This window comes from Nocardia bovistercoris (genome assembly GCF_015674855.1).
Lineage (GTDB): Bacteria > Actinomycetota > Actinomycetes > Mycobacteriales > Mycobacteriaceae > Nocardia > Nocardia bovistercoris.
Map to the genome: position 1 here is coordinate 34,025 of NZ_JADMLG010000010.1, position 24,742 is coordinate 58,766.

A 24,742-nucleotide genomic window follows, 5' to 3' on the forward strand; every position below is an offset into this window, starting at 1 on the left:
AGCAGGGGTCGCGCCGTCCCGTCGTTAGGTAATTCGGGTAATCGGGGAAATTCGGATGCGGTACGCAGGCGTCTCGTCGTGCGTGGCGTGCTTTCGAGTTGAGTTAGGGGTCACACGAATGAATCTGAAGTCGGACCGATCCGGCGCGGGCGAGCGCGATCTGATTCCGCTGTCGAGGGCGCAGTACGGCATGTGGCTTGCCGACAACATGCCGGGCGGGCCTCCCGTCAACATCGCGCACTACGTCGAGATCGAGGGTCCGATCGACCACGACGCCTTCCGCCGCGCCGTCAATCTGGCGGGCCGGGAGACCGAATCGATGGCCGTGCGGGTCGTCGAGGTCGACGGGCGTCCGTACCAGTACGTGGACGACACCCTGGAATACCGCGAACCCGTCCTCGACGTGAGCGAAGCGGACGACCCCTACGCGGCCGCCATGGCGTGGATGCGCCGCGACTACAACACCAAGGCAAGCGATCTCGCCGTCGACCGGCTCGCCGCCACCATGCTCATCAAGCTCGGCGAGAACCGCTACCTGTGGTATGCCCGCGCCCACCACCTGGTGATCGACGGCTACGGCGCCTTCAACGTCCTGACCCGCGCCACCGAGCACTACAACGCCATCATCGAGGACAGGCGGCCGTCCCGGCTGGTGGCCGCCGACCTGCGCGAGGTCGCCGCCGCCGAGGACGCCTACCGCGCAGGCCCCCGTTTCGAGCGGGACCGCGCCTACTGGCTCGACAAGGTCAGCGGCCTGCCCGCACCGGTCAGCCTGGCCGGGCGCACCGCCCGCTGGCACAAGGTCGACCGTTATGCGGGACAGGAGATTCCGCCGAAGGTCGCCGCCGCGCTCGACCGGTTCGCCGCCACGTCGGGCGCCTCGCCCGCGCAGATCGTGATCGCCGCCTTCGCCGCCTTCCTGGCCCGCATGACCGGCACCGACGACGTGGTGCTCTCCATGCCGGTCAGCGCGCGCGTCACCAAACGGCTGCGCCACGCCGCGGCCATGCTGGCGAATATGGTGCCGATCCGTTTCGGGGTCGACGCCTCGACCACGATCCGCGACATGGTCGACGCCTCGGTCGGCGAACTCGTCGCCGCCATGCGCCATCAGCTCTACCGCTTCGAGGATCTGCGCCGCGAATCCGACGCCATCGACGCCACCGCGAACTCCTTCGGCCCGATCGTCAACATCCTGTTCTTCGACACCGAGGTCCGCATGGGCGCCGCGCTCGGCCGCTACCGCGCGCTGACCTCGGGCGTTCTCGACGACCTCCAGCTCAACATGTACCGCTCCGGCGACGACGCGCCGATGCAGGTCGAACTGCACGGCAACGCGAACCTGTACGAGCAGGACGAACTCGATTCGCACACCAAACGATTCGTCGACTTCCTGAGCAGGATGCTGACCGCGCCCGCCGATACGCCCGTGGTCGAGATCGAACTGCTCGACCGGGCCGAACGCGGCCGCATCGTGCGCGATCTCGCGGGCGTCGACGGCGCTACCGTCTCCGGCACGTTGACCGACCTGTTGGCGCGGCGGATGTCGACCACACCGGACGCGGTCGCCGTCACCGCGGGCGAGGTCGCGGTCACCTACCGCGAGCTCGACCGGCGCTCGAACCGGCTCGCGCGCAGGCTGATCGAATGCGGCGCGCGCCCGGAGACCCTGGTCGCCATCGCGATGCCGCGCACCGCCGACCTGATCGTCGCGACCCTCGCCGTGCTGAAATCCGGCGCGGGATACCTGCCGCTCGACCTCGCGCATCCGGTCGACCGGCTCGCCTACGTGCTCTCCGACGCCGACCCCATCGCGGTGCTGACCACCGAGGAGTTCCGCGACCGCGTCCCCGGCGACCCCGACCGGGTCCTGCTCTTCGACGCCGACCAGCGGCATTCGGCCCGCCCGCTCACCGACGCCGACCGCCTCGCGCCGACCCGCTCCGAGCAGATCGCCTACGTCATCTACACCTCCGGGTCCACCGGCAAGCCCAAGGGCGTCGCGATCACCCACCGCGCGGTGACCTCCTACCTGCGCAACTCCTGCGCGAAGTTCGGCATCGAGCCGGGCGACGTGTGGACCCTGTTCCACTCCTACGCCTTCGACTACTCGATCTGGGAGATCTTCGGTCCGCTGAGCACCGGCGGCCGGATCGTGGTGGTCGACGCCGCGACCAGCCGCGCGCCCGACGAGATGGTCGCGCTGGCGGCCCGCGAGAAGGTCACGATCTTCAGCCAGACGCCTTCGGCGTTCTACCAATTCGCCACCGCGCGACGGCGTTACGCCGACCAGGGCGAACCCGGGGGCGCGCTGGCGCTGCGCCAGGTCGTGCTCTCCGGTGAGGGCCTGCATCCGGGCTGGCTCGCCGACTGGTACGAGCACGATCCCGAGGTTCCGGTACTGGTCAACAGCTACGGCATCACCGAGACCACGGTCTTCGTCACCCATCGGTCGATGGCGCGCGCGGATGCCGTGCCCGGCGCGCCGAGCGCCATCGGGCGCGCGCTGCCGGGGCTGCGCACCTACGTCCTCGACGGGCGGCTGCGGCCCGCGCCGCTCGGCGCGTGGGGCGAGATCTATGTCGCCGGTGACCAACTCGCGCGCGGCTACCTCGGCAAGCCCGCGCTCAGCGCCGGGCGTTTCGTGGCCGACCCGTTCGGCGCGCCCGGTTCACGGCTGTATCGCAGCGGCGATGTCGCGCGCTGGAATCACGGCGGCGAACTGGAGTATCGCGGTCGCGCGGACCAGCAGGTGCAGTTGCGCGGATTCCGCATCGAACTCGACGAGATCCGTAACGCGCTGTCGAGCCATCCCGCGGTGTCGGCGGCCGTCGCCATCGTGCACCTGCCCGACACCGAGGGCGCGTGCCTCGTCGGCTACGTGGTCCCGGCGGCCGGGTCGAGCTGTGACACGGAGGCTCTGCGCGCCCACGTCGGCGCGCAGCTGCCCGAATACATGGTGCCCTCCGCCCTGGTCACCCTCGATGCGCTGCCGCTGACGGTCAACGGCAAGGTCGACCTGCGCGCGTTGCCCGAACCGGTCTTCGACGCCGCGGCGCCCTATGTCGCACCGCGCACCGATGTCGAGGCGGCGATCGCCGACGTGTTCGCCGAGGTGCTCGGTACGGAACGGGTCGGGGTGCTCGACGGCTTCTTCGAACTCGGCGGCAACTCGATCACCGCGACCAGCGCCGCGGTGCGCATCGCCGAGGTGACCCACTGCGACGTCTCCGTGCGCGACCTGTTCACCACCCCGACCGTGGCCGGTCTCGCCGCGCGCCTCGGCGAGACGCGGCGTCCCGCCCGCCCGGCCCTGACCGCAGTGCACCGCGAGGCGCCCATCCCGCTCGCGCCCGCGCAGAACCGGATCTGGGTGCTCAACCAGGCCGATCCCGAATCCGCCGCCTACAACATCCCGCTGGTCCTGCGGCTGACCGGGCGACTCGATCTCGACGCGCTGCGCGCCGCGCTCACCGACGTGATCGACCGCCACGAAGCGCTGCGCACCATCTACCCCGACCACAACGGGCAGGGCTCGCAGGTGATCCTGTCCGCCGCGCAGGCCGCCCCGGATCTGGAACGCGACACCGCGACCAGCCCGGCGGAACTGGCCGAGCGCATCCGCGCGCTGGTGTCGGTGGGCGTCGACCTGCGCTACGAGGCGCCGATCCGGGCCACGCTGCTGCGCACCGCCGAATGCGACGACCACGTTCTGGTCGTCGTGCTGCACCACATCTGCTGCGACGGCTGGTCGCTGCGCCCGCTCGCGATCGATGTCGCCACCGCCTACAAGGCGCGGGTCGACGGCAAGGCGCCGGACTGGCACCCGCTCGCGGTGCAGTACGCCGACTACAGCGTCTGGCATCGCGGCCTGCTCGGCGACGAGACCGCCCCGAATTCGGTTGCCGCGCGGCAACTGCGGTACTGGGCGCAGCGCCTCGCCGGGCTGGCCCCGGTGCTGGAACTGCCCGCCGACCGCCCGCGTCCCGCGCGCGCGTCGCTGCGCGGCGATATCGCCACCGGCGCGATCCCGGCGGCGGTCTTCGCGGGTGTCGAGCGCGTCGCGCGCGCCGCGGGCGTGACCAATTTCGTCGTCGTGCACGCCGCGCTGGCGGCGCTGCTGTCGCGCATGTCCGGTGTCGCCGACATCGCGATCGGCGCGCCGGTGGCCGGGCGCGGCGAACGCGCGCTGGAACCGCTGATCGGCATGTTCGTCAACACCGTTCCGCTGCGCACCGACGTGCGCCGCGACGAATCCTTCCGCGCCTTCCTGAGCCGGGTCAAGGAAACCGACGTCGACGCGTTCGCCAACAGCGACCTGCCCTACGAGCGGATCGTGGACGAACTCGACCCGACCAGGTCGATGGCCTACGCGCCGCTGTGCCAGGTGTACCTGGTGTTCGAGAACACCCGCCGCGCCACCGCGGAACTGGCCGACCTCACCGTCGAGGTCCTCGATCCCGGCCCGGAACCGGCCAAGGTCGACCTCATCGTCACCGTGTCCGAGAACACCGCCGACGGCGGCGATGTCGCGGTGCGGGTCAACTACGCCACCGACCTGTTCGACCGGGCAACGGTCGAGGAGTTCGTGCGCCGCCTCAACCGGGTGCTCGCCGCCTTCGTCGCCGACCCGCAGCTGAGCGTCGGTGCGGCGCCGGTGCTTTCGGCCAGTGAGATCCACGACACCGTGCCCGCCGTCGGCGCCGTCGCCGAACCCGCGCGCGTGCTGTCGGAGGTGTTCACGGTGGGCGCGGCCACCGACGAGGCGGTCGTGGCCGACGGGCGTGTCCTCACCTACGGGGAACTCGACGCGTGGTCGAATCGCCTCGCCCGCAAGCTGATCGCGGCGGGCGTGGGTCCCGAGGACCGGGTCGCGCTCGCCATGGGACGCGGGGCGGAATTCGTGGCCTGCGTGTGGGCGGTGGCGAAGTCCGGTGCGGCATTCGTGCCCGTCGACCCCAGGTATCCGGCCGACCGGATCGCGCACATGATCGCCGACTCCGCGATCGAGGTCGCGCTCACCGTGCGCGCGGCGCGGGAACTGCTGCCGGGGACCGTGCGCGCGATCGTGCTCGACGACCCGTGCACCGCCGACGAGCTCGGCTCGGAATCGGCCAAGGCGGTGCGGGAATCCGAGCGCGTGCGCCAGAGTCGCCCGAGGGACGTGGCCTACGTGCTCTACACCTCCGGGTCCACCGGCACGCCGAAGGGTGTCGCGGTGACCCACGAGGGTCTGGCGAATTTCGCCGCCGAACAACGCGATCGGTACCGGGTGGACCGGCGTGCGCGGGTATTGCAGGTCGCCGCGCCGGGATTCGACGCGGTGATGCTGGAACTGTTGATGGCCCACGCCAACGGTGCGGTGCTCGTGGTGTCCCCGCCGCAGGTGTTCGCGGGCGCCGAACTCACCGAACTGATTCGCGCGCACCGTGTCACGCACGCCTTCCTCACCCCGAGCGTGCTCGCCACCATGTCGACCGATGGCGCCGAATCGCTGCGGGTGCTGGTCGCGGGCGGCGAGGCCGTCACGGCGGAGACGGTGGCGGTGTGGGCGCCGGGGCGTGAGCTGTTCAACGGCTACGGCCCCACCGAGACCACCATCATGGTCGCCATCAGCGATCCGCTGCGGGTCGGCGAGACGGTGACCATGGGCGGCCCGATCCGCGGCACCGACACCGTGGTGCTCGACGCCGCGCTGCGCCCGGTCCCGATCGGCGCGACGGGCGAGTTGTATGTCTCCGGTGTGCAATTGGCGCGCGGCTACCTCGCGCGCCCGGACGCGACCGCGGCGGCCTTCGTGGCGAACCCGTACGGCGAGCCCGGCGCGCGCATGTACCGCACCGGTGATCTGGTGCGCTGGCGCGGCGATCGCCGCCTCGAGTATCAGGGACGCGGCGACTTCCAGGTCAAGATCCGCGGCCAGCGCATCGAACTCGGCGAGATCGAGTCGGTGCTCGCGAGCCATCCCTCGGTCGCCGCCGCGGTCGTGGTTGGGCTCGCCGGAGAATCCGGCACGCGACTGGCCGCCTACGTCGTGCCCGCCGACGGCGCCCTCGACACCGCCGAACTGCTGCGGCACGCCGGCGGGCGACTGCCGTCGCACATGGTGCCCGACGCCGTGACCGTGCTGGCCGCACTGCCTTTGAGCTCGGTCGGCAAGATCGATCGCGCCGCGCTGCCCGCCCCCGATTTCGTGACCACCGTCGAATTCGTCGCGCCGCGCGACACCGCGGAACAGACCGTGGCCGAGACCTTCGCCGAAGTGCTCGGCGTCACCAGGGTCGGCGCGCTCGACGACTTCTTCGGACTCGGCGGCAACTCGCTCTCGGCCACCAGGGTGGCCGCGCGGCTGGCGACCGCCTTCGGCGCCGAGGTGCCGTTGCGCGCGATCTTCGAGGCGCCGACCGTCGCGGCGCTGGCGCGGCAGCTGCGCACCGCGCGGACCACGACCCGCGAGCCGCTGGTTCCCCAGCCGCGCCCGGACCGCGTACCGCTCTCACCCGCGCAGGCCCGCATGTGGTTCCTGAACCGGCTCGATCCCGAGTCGGCGGTCTACAACGTGCCGATCGTCGTGCACATCGATGGCGCCCTCGACATCGATGCGATGCGGGCCACGCTGATGGACCTGCTCGAACGCCACGAAACCCTGCGCACCTTCTATCCGGACAGCGACAGCGGACCGCACCAGGTAGTCGTCGCGGTCGATGCCGCCGCGGTTGCCGAGGCTGCGGCATCTACCGAGGTTGCGAAGACTACCGAGGCTGTGGCGACTACCGAGACTGCGGTGGCGGGCGACGCTGTGATGGCTGAGGGTGCCGCGGCAGCGGGAGATGTCGCGGTGGCAGCCGGGGCTGTGGTCACGGGCGGTGCCGTGGCGGCGAGCTTGACGCCGATTCCGGTGGCCGAGGCCGACCTCGAGGCGCGGATCGCGGTCGAGGTGGCGGCGGGCTTCGACGTGACCGCCGCGCCGCCGTGCCGTATCGCGTTGCTGCGCAGCGCACCCGGGCGGCACACCCTGATTCTGGTCGTGCACCACATCGGCATCGACGGCTCCTCGCTCGCGCCGCTGGCCGCCGACCTCATGACCGCCTACCGGTCCAGGTCGCGGCAGCAGGCCCCGGACTGGGCGCCGCTGCCGGTGCAGTACGCCGATTACGCGCTGTGGCAACGGAATCTGCTCGGCGCCGAGGACGATCCGCACAGCCCCACCGTCGCCCAGACCACCTATTGGCGCACGGCGCTGGCCGATCTGCCCGAGGTGCTCGACCTGCCGACCGATCACCCGCGCCCGGCGATCCAGTCCTTCCGCGGCGCGACGGTGTCGGCGGCCGTACCCGCCGACGTGCACGCCGCCGTCCGCACGCTGGCGCGCGCCAACGACGTCACGGTGTTCATGGTGATGCACGCGGCCTTCGCGGCACTGCTGGCGCGGCTGTCGGGCAGCGGCGACATCGCGGTCGGCACCCCGATCGCCGGTCGCGGCGAACCCGGACTCGACGGCTTGGTCGGTATGTTCGTCAACACCCTCGTGCTCAGGACCGAGGTCTCGCCCGGCTCCTCCTTCCTCGACCTGCTGCGCGATGTGCGCGCCACCGACCTGGCGGCCTTCGAGAACGCCGACATCCCGTTCGAACGTCTCGTCGAGGTCATGAACCCGCCCCGCTCGGCCGCGCACGCCCCGCTGACCCAGGTCGGGTTCTCCTTCCAGAACATCGAGATCCCCACCGTCGACTTCGACGGCCTCACGGTCTCGACGCGCATGGTCGATCCGGGCGTGGCGAAATACGATCTGCACCTGAACCTGGTCGACACCATCGGCGCGGACGGCGAACCCGAGGACATGGCCGTCGAATTCGCCTACGCCACAGATCTGTTCGAGGAATCCACGGTATCGGCGATCTTCGAACGCTTCGTTCGTCTGCTGCGCGGCGCGCTCGCCGATCCGGCCCGCGCGCTCGGCGACATCGACCTGCTGACCGCCGCCGAACGCGACCGGCTGACCGCGCTGTCCATCGGACCGGTGGTCGTCGAGTCGCCGACCACGCTCGCCGACATGTTCGCCGCGCAGGTCACGGCCACCCCGGAGGCCACCGCGCTGATCGACGCCGAAACCGGTGCGCGACTGACCTACCGCGACTTCGGCGCGCGAGTGAACGCGCTGGCGCACGGTCTGATCGCGCGCGGCGTGGCCCCCGGCACCCTGGTCGCGGTCGCGATGCGGCGCAGTGTGGATCTGCTGACCGCGCTGTACGCGATCCACGCCGCGGGCGCGGCCTATCTGCCGCTCGACCCCGACCATCCGATGGAACGCACCCGCGCGGTACTCGGCGCGGCCGGACCACTCGCGGTGCTCACCCGCGCGGACGACGAAGCCCCGTTGCCGGTCGATGCGACCCGTTGGAAGCTCGCCGAATTCACGTCCGAGAACGTCGCACCGGTCACCGACGCCGACCGGATCCGCCCGCTGCGCCCGGCCGACCTCGCCTACGTCATCTACACCTCGGGGTCGACCGGCGAGCCGAAGGGCGTCGCGGTGCCGCACGCGGCGGTCGCGAACCAGATGCGTTGGATGCGCGCGCATTACGAACTCGGCGGCACCGATGTCCTGCTCTGGCGCACCCCCGTGACCTTCGATCTCTCGGTATGGGAACTGTTCTCGGCCGGGGTGTCCGGCGCGGCGTTGGTCGTCGCCGACCCCGGCGCACACACCGATCCGGTGGCACTGGCCGGCTCGATCACCGAATACGGCGTCACCCTGGTCGATTTCGTCCCCTCACTGTTGTCGGCCTTCCTCGAGGCCACCCCCGCGGGGACCATCGCGGACCGGTGCCGAGTGCTGTGCATCGGCGAGGCGCTGCCCGCCGCGACGGTGCGCCGCTTCCGCGAGCACAGCGGCGCGCGCATCGACAATCTGTACGGTCCGACCGAGGCCGCGGTGAGCGTCACCGCGCACCGGATCGGCGAGGTCGACGCGGGCACCGTGCCCATCGGCGCGCCGGAGGCCAATGTGACGGTGCAGGTGCTCGACGCGCGACTGCGTCCGACCCCGCCCGGCGTGACCGGCGAACTGTATCTGGGCGGTGTGCAGTTGGCGCGCGGCTATCACGGCAGTCGCGGCCGGAGCGCGGCGGCTTTCGTCGCCGACCCGTACACACCCGGCGCGCGCATGTACCGCACCGGCGACCTGGTCCGCTGGGGCGGCGACGGGAATCTGCGCTACGTCGGGCGCGCCGACACCCAGGTGAAGGTGCGCGGTCTGCGTGTGGAACTCGGCGACATCGAGGCGGCGCTGCGCGCGCACCCGTCGGTGCGCGCCGCGGTCGCGCAGGTGCGTGCCGCGGGCGGCGAACAGCGCGTGGTGGCCTACGCGGTAGCCGAGGATCCGTTCGACGCCAAGGAGATCCGCGCGTTCCTGCTGACTCGCCTGCCCGCCTATATGGTGCCGTCGGTGGTGATCGCGATCGACGCGATTCCGCTGACCCCGAACGGCAAGGTCGACCACCGCGCTCTGCCCGCACCCGATCCCGCGCATTTCGTCTCCGAGTACCGTGCGCCGCGCGGCGTCGTGGAACAGGCCGTCGCCGGGGTCTTCGGCGACCTGTTCGGGGTACCCGAGGTTGGCGCGGACGACGACTTCTTCGAACTCGGCGGCAATTCGCTGATCGCGACCCGCGCGCTGAGCCGCATCGGCGCGGTCGTCGACGTGACGATTCCGGTGCGCACGATCTTCGAGGCGCCCACCGTCGCCCGGCTGGCCGAGCGCGTCGCGCGGCTGCGCGACGCCCCGAGTCTGCCCGCGCTGGAACGCAAGTCGCGTCCCGAGCGTATTCCGTTGTCGCACGCGCAGACCCGGATGTGGTTCCTCAACCAGTTCGAACCGGACGCGCCGGGCTACGTGGTGCCCTTGGCCATCCGGCTCAGCGGCGCGCTCGACGTGGCGGCATTGCGTTCGGCCTTCGGCGATGTCGTGGCCCGCCACGAGAGTCTGCGCACCACCTACCCGGTGATCGACGGCGTACCCGCCCAGCTCGTCCTCGATCCCGAGGAGGTCTTCGCCGCGCACGACCTGATCCCCGCGCCGATCACGGCCGAGGAACTGCCCGCGCGGCTCGCCGAGTTCTGCGCGGTCGGATTCCACGTGTCGCTGGAGGTGCCGGTGCGCGCGGCGCTGTTCCGGCTCGCCGAACAGGACTGGGTCGTCGCGGTCGCGGTGCACCACATCAGCTGCGACGGCTTCTCGGTGGCGCCGCTGGTCACCGACGTGATGACCGCCTACCGGGCGCGCGCGAACGACGCCGCGCCCCAATGGTCGCCGCTGCCTGTGCAATTCGCCGATTTCGCGCTCTGGCAGCACGAGGTGCTCGGTTCGGCCGACGACCCCGAATCCCCGGTCGGGCGCGATATCGCCTACTGGCGCGAACGGCTCGACGGCCTCCCGGATCGTCTCGACCTGCCGACCGACCGCCCGCGCCCGGCGGTGCGCACCCAGCACGGCGCGGTACTGCACGCCACCGTGCCCGCCGAAGTGCACACGCGGGTCAGGGAACTGGCCCGCCGCACCGGATGCACTCCGTTCATGGTGCTGCACGCGGCGCTGGCCGTGGTGCTAGCGCGCCTGTCGGGCAGCGACGACATCGCCGTCGGCGTGCCGCACGCGGGTCGCGGCGACCGCGCCCTCGACGATCTGGTCGGCATGTTCGTCAACACCCTGGTGCTGCGCACCGAAGTCGATGCCGGGGAGTCGTTCTCGGATCTGCTCGACCGGGTTCGCCACGCCGACCTCGAGGCGTTCGACCACGCCACGGTGCCCTTCGAGCAGTTGGTCGAGGCCCTCGCACCCGCCCGATCCACCTCGCACACCCCGCTGTTCCAGGTCATGATGGCCTACCAGAACATGGGACGCACCCGCCTCGAGCTGCCCGGGCTCACCGTCGAGAACGTCGATCCCGGTGACAGCGCCGCCATCTACGATCTGCTGCTGATGGTCTCGGAGGAATTCGGGCCGCGGCAGGAACCCGCAGGCGCCGCTCTGCGCCTGACCTACTCCACCGACCTGTTCGACGAACAGTCGATGCGCCGCTGCCTGGCGCGGCTGGTGCGCGTTCTGGACGCCGTCACCGCCGAGGCGGGCGCGGCCGTCCGGATCGGCGACATCGATCTGCTCGACGCGCACGAGAGCGCCATGATCGACCGCGTCAACGACACCGGCGGCGCGGTCGCGCGTGCCACCCTCGCCGAGCTGTTCGACGCGCAGGTCGTTCGTACTCCGCACCGCCCGGCGATCCGGGTGCCCGGCGGGGTCACCTGGACCTACCGCGAATTCGACGAGCGCGTGAACCGGTTGGCGCGCACGCTGATCGAACTCGGCGCGGGCCCGGAGACCGTGGTCGCCGTCGCGGTCGAGCGCGGCGCGGCGCTGGTGACGGCGCTGTACGCGGTGATGAAAGCGGGCGCGGCCTTCCTGCCGATCGACCCCGCCCATCCGAGCGCGCGGATCGCGCGGATCACGGCGGCGGCGCGACCGCTGCTGGTCCTCACCACCGAGGCCGACAGCGGTAATCTGCCCGCCGAGGTCCGCCGCGAATACCTCGACCGGATGGACACCGCCCCGATGTCGGCGGGCCCGATCACCGACGCCGACCGCCGCGCGCCGCTGCGTCCCGATCACCTGGCCTACGTGCTGTTCACCTCCGGCTCGACCGGCACCCCGAAGGGGGTCGCGCTCACCCACGCCGCGACGGTCAGCCAGTTGGCATGGGCGCAGCGGCGCTGGCCTCACGATGCCTCGGACGCGGTTCTGTTCAAGACCCCGGTGACCTTCGACATCGCGGTCTGGGAACTGTTCTGGCCGTTGCAGACCGGCGCGCACATCGTGGTCTCCGCACCCGGCGGCCACCGCGACCCGGCCTACCTGCTCGACGTCATTGCCCGCTATCGCGTCACCACCGTGCATTTCGTGCCGTCGATGCTGGACGTGCTGCTGGAATCCGCGCGCGGCGAGGCACGCACCTCGGTGCGGCGGGTGTTCGTGGCGGGCGAGGCGCTGACCAGGCGCACCGCCGAGACCGCGACGGATCTGTTCACCTACGCGGAACTGGTCAACTGGTACGGACCGGCGGAGGCGGAGGTGGTGACCTTCGCGGCGCCCGACACCGCCGACGAGACCGCGGCCACCGTCCCGATCGGCGTTCCGGTCTCGGGGATGCGGACCCACGTCCTGGACGCCAGGCTGCGGCGGGTGCCGGTCGGCGTTATCGGCGAACTGTACGTCGCCGGAACCCAGCTCGCGCGCGGCTACCACGCGCGCACCGACCTGACCTGCGCGGCATTCGTCGCCGACCCGTTCGAGGGCGCGGGCGAAAGGCTCTACCGCACCGGCGATCTGGTGCGCTGGAGCGACGCGGGGCAGCTCGAGTACCTCGGCCGCCGCGACTTCCAGGTGAAGGTGCGCGGCCAGCGCGTCGAAGCGGGCGATATCGAGGCCGCGCTGCACGAGCTCGCGCAGGTGGCGCGCGCGGCGGTGGTGGTGACGCCCGATCGCATCGCCGCCTATGTGACGCCCGCGCCGGGCGCCACATTGGACGCTCGCGGTGTGCGCGCGGAATTGGCGCGCGCGCTGCCCGCCTACCTCGTCCCCTCGGGGGTCACGGTGCTCGCGGAGATGCCGCTCAGCGCGAACGGCAAACTCGACCGGTCCGCGTTGCCGGAGCCGGTGTTCGACGCGGGCGAGGAGTTCGTGGCGCCGCGCGGTGAACGGGAGACGCTGCTCGCGGGCATCGTCGCCGAACTCACCGGCGCCGAGCGGGTCGGGGTGACCGCGAATCTGTTCGATATCGGCGTCACGTCGCTGTCGGCGGCGCGCATCGCCGCGCGCGCCGAAGCGTCGCTCGGCGTCGCGGTCGGCATCCGTGACATCTTCGAGGCGCCGACCGTGGCCGAGCTGGCCGACCTGCTGGCCACGCGCACCGCCTCGGCGGCGATTCCGCTGCTCACCCGCCCGCGACCGGAGATCGTCCCGCTCGCCACCGCCCAGCGCCGGATGTGGCTGCTCAACCAGCTCGACACCGAATCCGCCGCCTACAACATCTGCCTCGCGGTGCGCCTCACCGGCGCACTCGACGTCGACGCGCTGCGCGCGGCCTTCCTCGACGTGCTCGCCAGGCACGAACCGCTGCGCACCGTGTACCCGGCGGTGGACGGCGAACCTTGCCAGGTCGTGCACACCGTCGCGGCGTTCGGCGCGGCGGCCACGCGCGAGATCGCGGTGTTCGAACCCGAATCCGTCACCGACGCATCCGAACTCACCGCGCGCATCGGCGCGACGGTGGCGGCGGGCTTCGACGTGGCCCGCGAGGTCCCGGTGCGCGCGCGGCTGTTCCGCACCGCCGCGGACAGTCACGTACTCGTGGTCGTCGTCCACCACATCGCGGCCGACGGCGCGTCCATGCCGCCGCTGGCGCGCGATGTGTTCACCGCCTACCAGGCCCGCGGACGAGGCCAGGTGCCGCGCTGGCAGCCGCTGGCCGTCCAGTTCGCCGACTACGCGCTGTGGCAACGTGATTCGCTCGGTTCGGAATCCGATCCGGAATCCACGATCGCCCGGCAGATCGATTACTGGACCGGCGCGCTCGACGGCTCGCCGGAACTGCTCGACCTGCCGACCGACCGTCCGCGTCCGGCCGCCATGTCCATGGTCGGCGCGAGCGCCCGCTTCACCGTCTCCGCCGAATTGCACGAGGCCGTGGTGCGTTTGGCGCGGCGCGAGGGCGTGACCATGTTCGTGGTGCTGCACGCGGCGCTGGCCGTCGTGCTGGCACGCACCGCGCACGACTCGGACATCTGCGTCGGCACGCCGGTCGCCGGACGCGGCAGGCGCGAACTCGACGACCTGGTCGGCATGTTCGTCAACACCGTGGTGCTGCGCACCGACGTGCGCGACGATCGGTCGTTCCGGGAATTCCTGGCGCGGGTCCGCGACACCGACCTCGCCGCGCTCACCCACGCCGACCTGCCCTACGAGCGTCTCGTCGAGATCCTCGACCGTCCGCGCTCGGCGGCGTATTCGCCGCTGTTCCAGGTGATGTTGGGCGTACAGCCCGCGGGCGGCGTGCGTTTCGAACTGCCCGATATCGCGGTCGAGGTCGTCGATCCCGGTCTGTCCCAGGCCAAGACCGACCTGACGGTCCTGCTGACCGAGCGCGCCGAGGACGGCCGCGCCGCAGGCATCGACGGCGAGATCATCTACGCCACAGATCTTTTCGTGGCGTCCACCGCGGAGTCGCTGGCCGCGCGCCTGCTGCGCGTACTGGAATCGGTCACTACCGATCCGGCCGCGCGGGTCGGCGACATCTCGCTGCTCGACGCGAGCGAGCTGGCGCGGTTCGTCCCCGCGAGCGGCGGCGCGACCGCCGCCCCCGGCCTGTTCCCTGACCTGCTCACCGCCGCGACCGCCGCCGCACCCGAGGCCGCCGCGCTGATCGGCGTCGACCGGACGTTGACCTACGCGGAGTTCGATCGCGAATCGAACCGCTTGGCGGCCTACCTGCTCGCCCGCGGTGTCGGTGTCGGGTCCTTCGTGGCGTTGGCGGTGCCGAGATCGGTGGACTACCACGTCGCCATGTGGGCCGTCGCCAAGACCGGCGCGACCTTCGTCCCGGTCGACCTGCGCTATCCCACCGCCCGCATCGCGCACATGATCGCCGATTCCGGCGCCGCGATCGGCCTCACCCACCTCGACGCGCGCGCCGCGCTGCCCGACGGCGTGGCCTGGTTCGCACTCGACGATCCGGCCGTCGCCGAAGCGATCGACGCGCGCTCCGACGCGCCGATCACCGACGCGGACCGCACCCGTCGGGTGCACCTCGACGACGCGGCCTACCTCGTCTACACCTCCGGCTCCACCGGAACCCCGAAGGGCGTCGTGGTGACCCACCGCGGCCTGCACGGATTCGCGGCCGTCCAACGTGACCGGTACCGGGTCGACTCCCGCTCCCGCGTGCTCCAGGTCTCGGCGCCCGCCTTCGACGCGGTCCTGCTCGAGTCGTTCATGGCCGTGGCGGCCTCGGCCACGCTGGTGATCTCGCCCCCCGAGGTGTTCGGCGGCTCGGAACTCGACACCCTGGTTCGCGCGCACGCGGTGACCCATGCGTTCCTGACCCCGAGCGTGCTCGCGACCATCGGCCCCGACGGACTCGAATCCGTGCGGGTGCTCGCGGTCGGCGGCGAGATGGTCAGCGCCGAGATCATCGCCGCGTGGTCGCCGGGACGCAGGCTGCACAACATCTACGGCCCCACCGAGACCACGATCGTGGTCACCATCGGCGAACCGGTCGGCGCGGGCGACGCCATCACCATCGGCGGCCCGATCGCGGGCGTCGCCGCGGTGGTCCTCGACGAGCGACTGCGGCCCGCGCCGATCGGTGTGGCGGGCGAGCTCTACCTCGCGGGCGACCAATTGGCTCGCGGATACCTGCACCGGCCCGCGCCGACGGCGGGCGCGTTCGTCGCGAATCCTTTCGCCGCGGCGGGCGCGCGGATGTACCGGACCGGCGACATGGTCCGCTGGACCGCCGATGGCGCCCTGGAATACGTGGGGCGCATCGACTTCCAGGTCAAGATCCGCGGGCAGCGCATCGAACTCGGCGAGATCGACGCGGCGCTGTTCGCCCATCCCGGTGTCGCGACGGCGGTCACGGTGAGCCGCAGCGGCCCCGGCGGTCAGCCCGCGCTGGCCTCCTACGTGGTGGCCGACGGGGGCGCCGAACTCGACCCGGCCGGCGTGCGCGCCCACGTCGCGGCGACACTGCCCGCGCACATGGTGCCCGCCACCGTCACCGTGCTGGACCGGATGCCGCTGTCGGCCACCGGCAAGGTGGATCGAAAAGCGCTGCCCGAACCCGATTTCGAAGTGGGCGAAACCGAGGAGGTCGCCCCCGCCGACGAATCGGAGCGGATCATCGCCGCGGCATTCGCCGAGGTGCTCGGCCTCGCCTCGATCGGCGCGACGAGTTCGTTCTTCGCCCACGGCGGCGACTCCATCATGGTGATCCAGCTGGCATCGCGTCTGAAGGCCGCGGGCATCCTGGTCACCGCGCGAGACATCTTCGAACGCAAGACCGTTCGGGAACTGGCCCGCGTGGCCGACCGCGCGGGTCGCGCCGCGCTGCCGGAGCTGCCCGGCGGCGGCATCGGCGAGATCACGCCGACCCCGATCGTGTCCTGGCTGCTCGAATTGCCCGGACACACCGACCGTTTCGCGCAGTCGCTGCTGGTCCGGTTGCCGCGCACGGCCACCGTCGAACAGGTCGCCGCCACCGTGCGCGCGATTCTCGATCAGCACGACATGTTGCGCGCCCGACTGCGCGACGGCCGCCTCGAGGTCGCCCCGGTCGGCGCCATCGACGCGAACGCGGCGGTCCTGGTCCGCACCTTCGACGCCGATTCCGCGCCGGGCACGGTCGGTTTCGCCGAGGCGGCCCGCGCGGCCGCGATGGCGGCGGCCGATGGACTCGATCCCGCCGACGGCCGCATGCTGCGCGTGGTCTGCCTGCTGCCCGCCCGCGGCGTCGACGCCGAGGCCCGCGCCTTGATCGTGATCCACCACCTCGTGGTCGACGCAGTGTCGTGGCGCATCCTGGTCCCGGACTTCGCCACCGCATGGGGGCAACTCACCAACGGACAGCAGGTTTCGCTGCCCGCGCAGGGCACTTCCATGCGCCGCTGGGCGCACGCGCTGGCCGAGGCGGCGCCGAGCCGGGCGGGCGAACTCGACCTGTGGCGGCGGATGGCGACCGCGTCCGACCCGCTGCTGGGCCGCGGCGAATTCGATCCGGTGCTCGACACCCAGTCCACGGTCCGCCACGTCGAGCTCACCCTGCCCGCATCGGTCACCTCGGCGCTGCTGCACGCGGTGCCCGAGGCCGCGCGCGGCGGCGTGGACGACGCGCTGTTGGCCGGCCTCGCCGTGGCCACCGCCCGCTGGCGGGCGCGTCGCGGCGTCGCCCACCGCGGTCTGAAGGTGCTGCTCGAGGGCCATGGCCGCGCGGAACAGCTCGTCGAGGGCGCCGACCTGTCGCGCACGGTCGGCTGGTTCACCGCCACCTACCCGGTGGCGCTCGACCTGACCGAGGTCGCCGAGGACGATCCGCGCGCCGCCGTCATGGCCGTCAAGGACCAGTTGCGCGCGATTCCGGACAAGGGCATCGGCTACGGCTTACTGCGCTACTTGAACCCGGACACCGCCGCGACCTTGGCCGCGCTGCCCGCGCCGCAGATCAGCTTCAACAATCTCGGCCGCGTCGGCGCCGACATGTCAGCACTCGCGGAGGTGCCCTGGCTCCCGACCGACGAGAACTTCGACCGCACAGCGGCTTTCGATCCGGATATGCCCGCAGCCGCGACGCTCACCATCGATGTGAACGTGCTCGACACCGCCGCCGGACCTCGGCTGACGGCGCGGGTCGGCTACGCGGGCGGCCTGATCGCCCGCACCGCCGCGAGCGAACTCGCCGACGACTGGGCCGCCGCTCTCGCCGAGATCGCGGCCGCCGCCGACCGCGATGCCGACTGGGGACTTTCCCCCGGCGACCTGCCGCTGATCGACCTGACCGGCGCCGACCTGGCCGCCTTCACCGAGCGGTACGGCCGCCTGACCGACGTGTGGCCGCCCGCGCCGTTGCAGGCCGGTCTGCTGTTCCACGCCGAGCTCGCCGCGGGCGGACTCGACGTGTACACCGCGCAGTCGGTGCTCGAGATCGAAGGCCGACTCGACGCCGACCGGCTGGAGCGGTCGATGGCGGCGCTGCTGGAACGGCACCCGAACCTGCGCGCCGGATTCGCCCGCACCGCACAGGGGGTCGCGGCGCAGGTGGTGCCCGCCGAGATCGCCGCGTGCTGGTCGCGCCTGGACCTGTCCGACGACCCGTCGGCGCTGGAGTCGGTGATCGCGGCCGAACGCGCCACCGCCTTCGATCCCGCCGAGCCGCCGCTGCTGCGCCTGCTCACCATCACGGTCGGCCCCGACGCCCACCGCCTGGTGCTGACCGCGCACCACCTGCTGCTCGACGGCTGGTCGCTGCCGCTGCTGTGGCGGGAGCTGATCGGGCTGTACGCGGTCCGGGCGCGCATCGAATTGCTGCCCGCCGCACCGGATTACCGCGACTACCTGACCTGGCTGCACGATCGCGGCGATGACCTCGCGGCGTGGCGGGAGGCGCTGCGCGAGGTCACCGAACCCACGGTGGTCGCGGATCTGCGTACCGGCGCACCGGTCGACATCCCGGTGGACCTGCCCGTCGACCTGCCGCCCTCGGTCACCGCCGAACTCACCGAATTCGCACGGGCGCAAGAGATCACGATGGCGACGATCCTGCAATTCGGGTGGGCGCTGGTACTGGGCAATCAACTCGGCGCCGACCGCGTGGTGTTCGGCGGCACCGTCTCCGGGCGGCCCGCCGAACTGTCCGGCGTGGAATCGATGATCGGCCTGTTCATCAACACGATTCCGGTGCCGGTCGAGCTGCGCCAGGACAGCAGCGTCCGGGACGCGCTGGTGCGGTTGCAGGCCGACAGCGCCAGGATGGTCGACCACCATCACGTCGAGCTGTCGCAGATCCTGTCCGCCGCCGGCGCGGGCGCGCTGTTCGACACCCTGGTCGTGCTCGAGTCCTACCCGGTGGACAGCAGCGGACTCGGCGCGGTCGACATCGACGGTATGCGGGTGACGGCTGCCTCGGGCACCGACGCCGCGCACTACCCGATCACCGTGCAGGCCCACCTGCTCGACACCCTGCACATCCGGGTGCGCTACCAGCGCGGGCACGTCACCGACGCCACCGCGGCGCGGCTGGCCGCCCGCCTCGAGACCGCGCTGCGCGCCATCGCCGCCGATCCGGACGCGCGGGTCGGGGCGGTGGATCTGCTGACGGTCTCCGAGCGGGCGCTGCTCGCCCCGGCCAGGGGCGCGGCGGCCGAAACCGCTTGGCCGCTCGCGGATCTGCTGGCGGTGCGCGAGGATTCGGCCCCCGCCGTGATCTGCGGTGCGCGCGTCGTCTCCTACGGCGAACTCGACGCGTGGTCGACCCGTGTCGCGCGGCAGCTGATCGCCTGGGGCGTCGGCCCCGGCGACCTGGTCGGGCTGGCCATGGGCCGGTCGGTGGAGTTCGTCGTCGGCATGTGGGCCGTGGCCAAGTCGGGCGCCGGATTCGTGCCGATCGACCCGCGCTATCCGGTCGAGCGGGTCGCGGGGATGGTCGCCGATTCCGGTCTGCGGGTGGCGCTCGCGGTCGCGGTGTCGCGGCACGTGGTGCCCGACGGCGTGCGCCTGCTCGAACTCGACGATCCCGATATGGAGGTCTCGATCGCGGGCTGGCCGCCGTATCCGGTGACCGACGCCGACCGGGTCCGCCCGGTCCGCGCGAACGATGTGGCCTACGTCGTCTACACCTCCGGCTCCACCGGAACGCCAAAGGGCGTCGCGGTGACCAACACCGGCCTGGCGAATTTCGCTGCCGAACAACGGCATCGGTACCGGGTGGACGAGCGCGCGCGGGTGCTGCAGGTGTCGGCGCCCGGATTCGACGCGGTGCTGCTGGAACTGCTGATGGCCCATGTGAACGGCGCGGCGCTCGTGGTGTCGCCGCCGGAGGTGTTCGGCGGCGACGAACTCACCCGCCTGATGATCGACCGGCGCGTCACCCACGCCTTCCTCACCCCGAGCGTGCTGGCCACCATGTCGCCCGACGGGCTGGACGCGCTGCGCGTGCTGGTCGTCGGCGGCGAGGCGGTGGCGCCGGAGACGGTGGCGCGGTGGGCGCCGGGCCGCGCGCTGTTCGACGGCTACGGCCCGACCGAGACCACCGTCATGGTGATGATCAGCGACGCCATGGCGCCGGGCCGCGACGTCACCATCGGCGGTCCCATTCGCGGCGTGACGGCCGCGGTACTCGACGCGCGACTGCGCCCGGTGCCGGTCGGCGTCGCGGGCGAACTCTACGTCGGCGGTGTCCAATTGGCGCGCGGCTACCTGAACCGGCCCGCCGCCACCGCGTCCGCCTTCGTCGCCGACCCGTTCGGGTCCGCGGGCGAACGCGTCTACCGCACCGGCGATCTGGTGCGCTGGCGCGCCGATCACACCCTCGAATATCTGGGGCGCGCGGACTTCCAGGTGAAGCTGCGCGGCCAGCGTGTCGAACTCGGCGAGATCGAATCCGTGTGCACCGCGCAGGCCGGAGTCGAGCGGGCCGCGGTGGTCCTGCGCACCGATGATCGCGGCGTGGATCGCCTTGTCGCCTACCTGGTCGGCGCCGCAGGACTCGACCCGGCGGCGGTACGCGATGCCGCGCGCCTGATCCTGCCCGCGCACATGGTGCCCGCAGCGGTCGTCGTACTCGACAGCCTGCCGCTCACCACCACCGGCAAACTCGACCGGGCGGCGCTGCCGACACCGGAATTCGCCGAACGCACCGAGTGGGTCGCCCCGCGCACCGAAGCGGAGACCGCCGTGGCGCGGGTCTTCGCCGAGGTGCTCGGAGTCGAGCCGGTCGGCGCGCTCGACGGGTTCTTCGACCTCGGCGGCAACTCGCTGTCGGCGACCAGGGTGGCCGCGCGGCTGCAGGCCGCGCTCGACGTGCAGGTCGGCGTCCGCGACCTGTTCGAGGAGCCGACGGTGGCGGGTCTGGCCGAACGCCTTGCCTCGGCACGGCTCGCGCCCGCGATCCGCCGCGCGCCGCTGACCCGGCGTCCGCGTCCCGACCTGATCCCGCTCTCGCCCGCCCAGCAGCGGATGTGGTTCTTCAACCAGTTCGACACCTCGATGGGCGCGTACAACATCCCGCTGGCGATCCGGCTGCGCGGCGGACTCGACATCGCCGCCCTCCAGCGCGCCTGCCGCATGGTCATCGACCGGCACGAGTCGTTGCGCACCGCGTTCCCGGTGACCAACGGCACCCCGCACCAGAAGATCGTGACGGCCGACGAAGTGGTGCCCGACCTGGTCCCGATCATGGTCGGCGAGACCGAGATCCTGGCGCGGGTGGCGGCCGCGGTGTCGGCGAGCTTCGATGTGACGCAGGCGCCTCCGGTGCGCATCGAACTGTTCCGGCTCGATCCGCGCGACCACGTCGTCGTCATCACCGTGCACCACATCTGCGCCGACGGCCAGTCCATGGTCCCGCTGGCGCGCGATGTCGCGATGGCCTACGAGGCGAGCCTGCGCGGCGCCGAACCTGCATGGCCCGCGCTGGCCGTCGACTACGCCGACTACTCGCTGTGGCGGCGCGAAATGCTCGGCGAGGACGGCGATCCCGATTCGCTGGTGTCCGAACAGCTGCGCTTCTGGCGCGACACCCTCGGTGGATTGCCGGAACTGCTGGAACTGCCCACCGACCTGCCGCGCCCGCCGGTGTCGTCGATGCGCGGCGCGGGCGTCGATTTCGCGGTGCCCGACGCGCTGCGGACGCGGATCGCGGCGCTGGCGCGCGGCTCGAACAGCACCGTGTTCATGGTCCTGCACGCCGCGCTGACCGTGCTGCTGTCGCGGTGGGCCAATGTCGGCGACATCGCGGTCGGCACACCGGTGGCCGGGCGCGGCGCCCGTGAACTCGACGATCTGGTCGGCATGTTCGTCAACACGGTCGTACTGCGTACCAGGGTGCGGCCGAGGCAGAGTTTCGGCGAACTGCTCGCCGAGGTGCGCGCGGCCGACGTGGCCGCCTTCGGGCACGCCGACGTGGCCTTCGAACAGGTCGTCGACATGCTGAATCCGCCGCGCTCCACCGCCCACCTGCCCGTCTACCAGGTGACCCTGGACGTGCAGAACCTCGGCGCCGCGGCGCTGACGCTGCCCGATCTGGTCATCGAGCCGATCGAGGAGGGCTTCGACCAGGCGCAGGCCGACCTGAACGTCAAACTGGTCGAGGGCCCGGCGGGCATGTCCGGCCGGTTGACCTACGCCACCGACCTGTTCACCGCCGAGACGATGCACCGCGTCGCCGCCGCCTACGTCCGGATTCTCGAGGCGGTGACCCAGAACCCGGCGGTGGCGCTCGAGGCGATCGACATCACCGATCCGGCGCAGCGCCGCGAACTGCTCGACGCGGCGGGCACGGCGAGCGCTCCGGTCGCGGAACGCTCACTCGCGCAATGGTTCCGGGATATCGCCGCCGCACGACCCGACGCGGTCGCGGTCTCCGACGGCGCGTCCAGGCTGACCTTCGCCGAACTCGATCGCAGGTCGGCGGCGGTGGCGGCGCGGCTGGCGGCGCTCGGCGCAGGCCCGGAAACCTTGGTCGCGGTGGCGATGTCGCGCACCGTCGACCTCGTGGTCGCGCTGCTCGGCGTGGTGCGCTCGGGCGCGGGCTACCTGCCGCTGGACGTGACGTATCCGCCGCAACGGCTGCGGCTGGTCCTGGACGACGCCACCCCCGCGGTGGTATTGGCCTGCGCCGCAACCGCATCCGCTGTTCCGGCCGTGGACGCGCCGACGGTCCTGCTCGAAGAGGTGGGCGAAGGCGAAGCGCCGACGGTGCGGATCGCGCCGGACACCATCGCCTACGTCATCTACACCTCCGGTTCGACCGGACGCCCCAAGGGCGTCGCGGTGACCCACCGCCAGGTGGTCACCCTGTTCACCAACACCGCGACCCGCTTCGACGTCGGCCCCGACGACGTGTGGACGCTGTTCCATTCCTACGCTTTCGATTTCGCGGTGTGGGAGATGTGGGGCGCGCTGCTTTCGGGCGGTCGCGTCGTGGTCGTCGATCACGACACCTCGCGTTCGCCGGAGGCCGTGGTCGAACTCGCGGCGCGTGAGGGCGTGACGGTGCTCAGCCAAACACCCTCGGCGTTCTACGGATTCGCCGACGCCGAACGCCGGTATCGCGAATCCGAGCGCGCGCACGGTGATCTCGCGCTGCGCTATGTCGTCTTCGGCGGCGAGGCGCTGGACACCGCGCGGCTCGCGGGCTGGTTCGAGGGCAACGACGGCGCGTGGCCGCGATTGGTCAACATGTACGGCATCACCGAAACCACCGTGCACGTCACCTATTCCGAGGTCGACCGCACCGATCCGGCAGGCGGCGCCGGCGGCATCGGCACGCCGCTGCCCGGCCTGCGCGCCTATGTGCTCGACGACCGGCTGCGCCCGACCCCGGTCGGGGTGGCGGGGGAGATCTACCTCGCGGGCGCCCAGCTCTCGCGCGGCTATCTCGGCGCGCCCGGCGTGAGCGCGGGCCGTTTCGTGGCCGATCCGTTCGGCCCCGAGGGTTCGCGGCTGTACCGCTCCGGCGACGTTGCCAGGTGGCGGCGCACCGGACGCGGGCTCGAACTGGCCTATGTCGGTCGCGCGGACGGCCAGGTGCAGGTGCGCGGATTCCGCATCGAACTCGGCGAGGTGGAGTCGGCGCTGCTGCGGCATCCCGGTGTCGGCCAGGCCGCGGCGGCGGTGCACCGGCACGAGAGCGGCGTCGACCAGCTGATCGGCTACGTGGTGGCCCGCGACGGGCAGGTGGTCGATCCCGACGAGGTCCGCACCGCGGCGGCGCGGGTGCTGACGAACTACATGGTGCCCGCCGCGGTCACGGTGCTGGCGCGGCTGCCGCTCACGGTCAACGGCAAACTCGACCGCGCCGCGCTGCCCGCCCCCGAATTCGGCACGGCGAGCGCCGAATTCGTCGCCGCGCGCACGCATTCGGAGAAGGTGGTGTGCGAGGTGTACGCGCAGGTGCTCGGGGTGGCGCGGGTCGGGGTCGGCGACGGGTTCTTCGACCTCGGCGGCAACTCGCTGCTGGCCGCGACCGTGGTCACCGAGGCGCGCGCCCGCGGCGTGACCATTTCGCTGCCGTGGATGTTCGACGACGCCACACCCGCGGCGTTGGCGCGGCGCGCCGACGAGGCCGAAGGCGGGTCAGGACTCCAGGTGCTGCTGCCGCTGCGCGCGGGCGGCGCCAAGCCCGCGGTCTTCGGCGTACATCCCGCGGGCGGTCTGGCCTGGTTCTACGGCGGGGTGGTCGAACACCTCGACCAGGACCGCCCGGTGTACGGATTGCAGGACCCGCACGTCGTGGCGGGGGAGCCGAGCGCGACCTCGGTGGACGACTTCGCGCGACGCTACGTGGCCGAGCTCCGCCGTCTCCAGCCGGAAGGCCCGTATCACCTGCTCGGCTGGTCGCTCGGCGGCGAGATCGCGCACGCCATGGCGGTGCGGCTGCAGCGCGAGGGCGCTGAGGTCGGCATGCTGGCCGTGCTGGACGCCATGGTCGGCCCGCCGCTGCCCGAACACGTCGCGGGCGACGCCGCGCCCGGTGAGCTGATGGCCGATCTGCTCGGCGGCTGGCGGGAACTGTTCGACCTCGGCGACGCGGTCACCGCCGACACCCACCAGCAGGCGTGGTCGGTCATCCGCGACCAGGTCGTCGGCACCGGAATATTCACCGCCGACCAGGTCGACCGACTGATGACCAGTTTCGAGACCGCGGCCGAGATCGCGCACGAATACCGCCCCGGCGTATTCGACGGTGATCTGGTGTTCTTCACCGCGGGGCGTGAGCGCGATGACCACGACGCGATCGCCGAGACCTGGCGGCCGTACGTCACCGGCGGCATCACCAACACCGTGGTCGACGCCAGGCATCTGGAGTTGACCCACCCGGCCGCGCTCGCCGTCGTCGGTCCGATTCTCGAGCGCTACATGGTCACGGCCGAGAACCGGTCGATGACGCGGGCCGGGCGGGATTAGGCGCCCCGG

1 protein-coding gene is annotated in these 24,742 nt (G+C 71.8%); it reads left to right on the forward strand.

Going from position 1 to position 24,742, the window contains the following annotated elements; genetic code table 11:
- The first annotated feature begins 118 nt into the window (after positions 1–118).
- Positions 119–24,733, forward strand: a complete 24,615-nt coding sequence (locus IT779_RS23265; protein WP_196151520.1) for a non-ribosomal peptide synthetase — start codon at positions 119–121, stop codon at positions 24,731–24,733.
- Positions 24,734–24,742 lie beyond the last annotated feature (9 nt).

Bases quoted from the DNA above. Each gene is read 5' to 3' on its own strand.
- IT779_RS23265 (WP_196151520.1), top strand. From the start codon at position 119: ATGAATCTGAAGTCGGACCGATCCGGCGCGGGCGAGCGCGATCTGATT.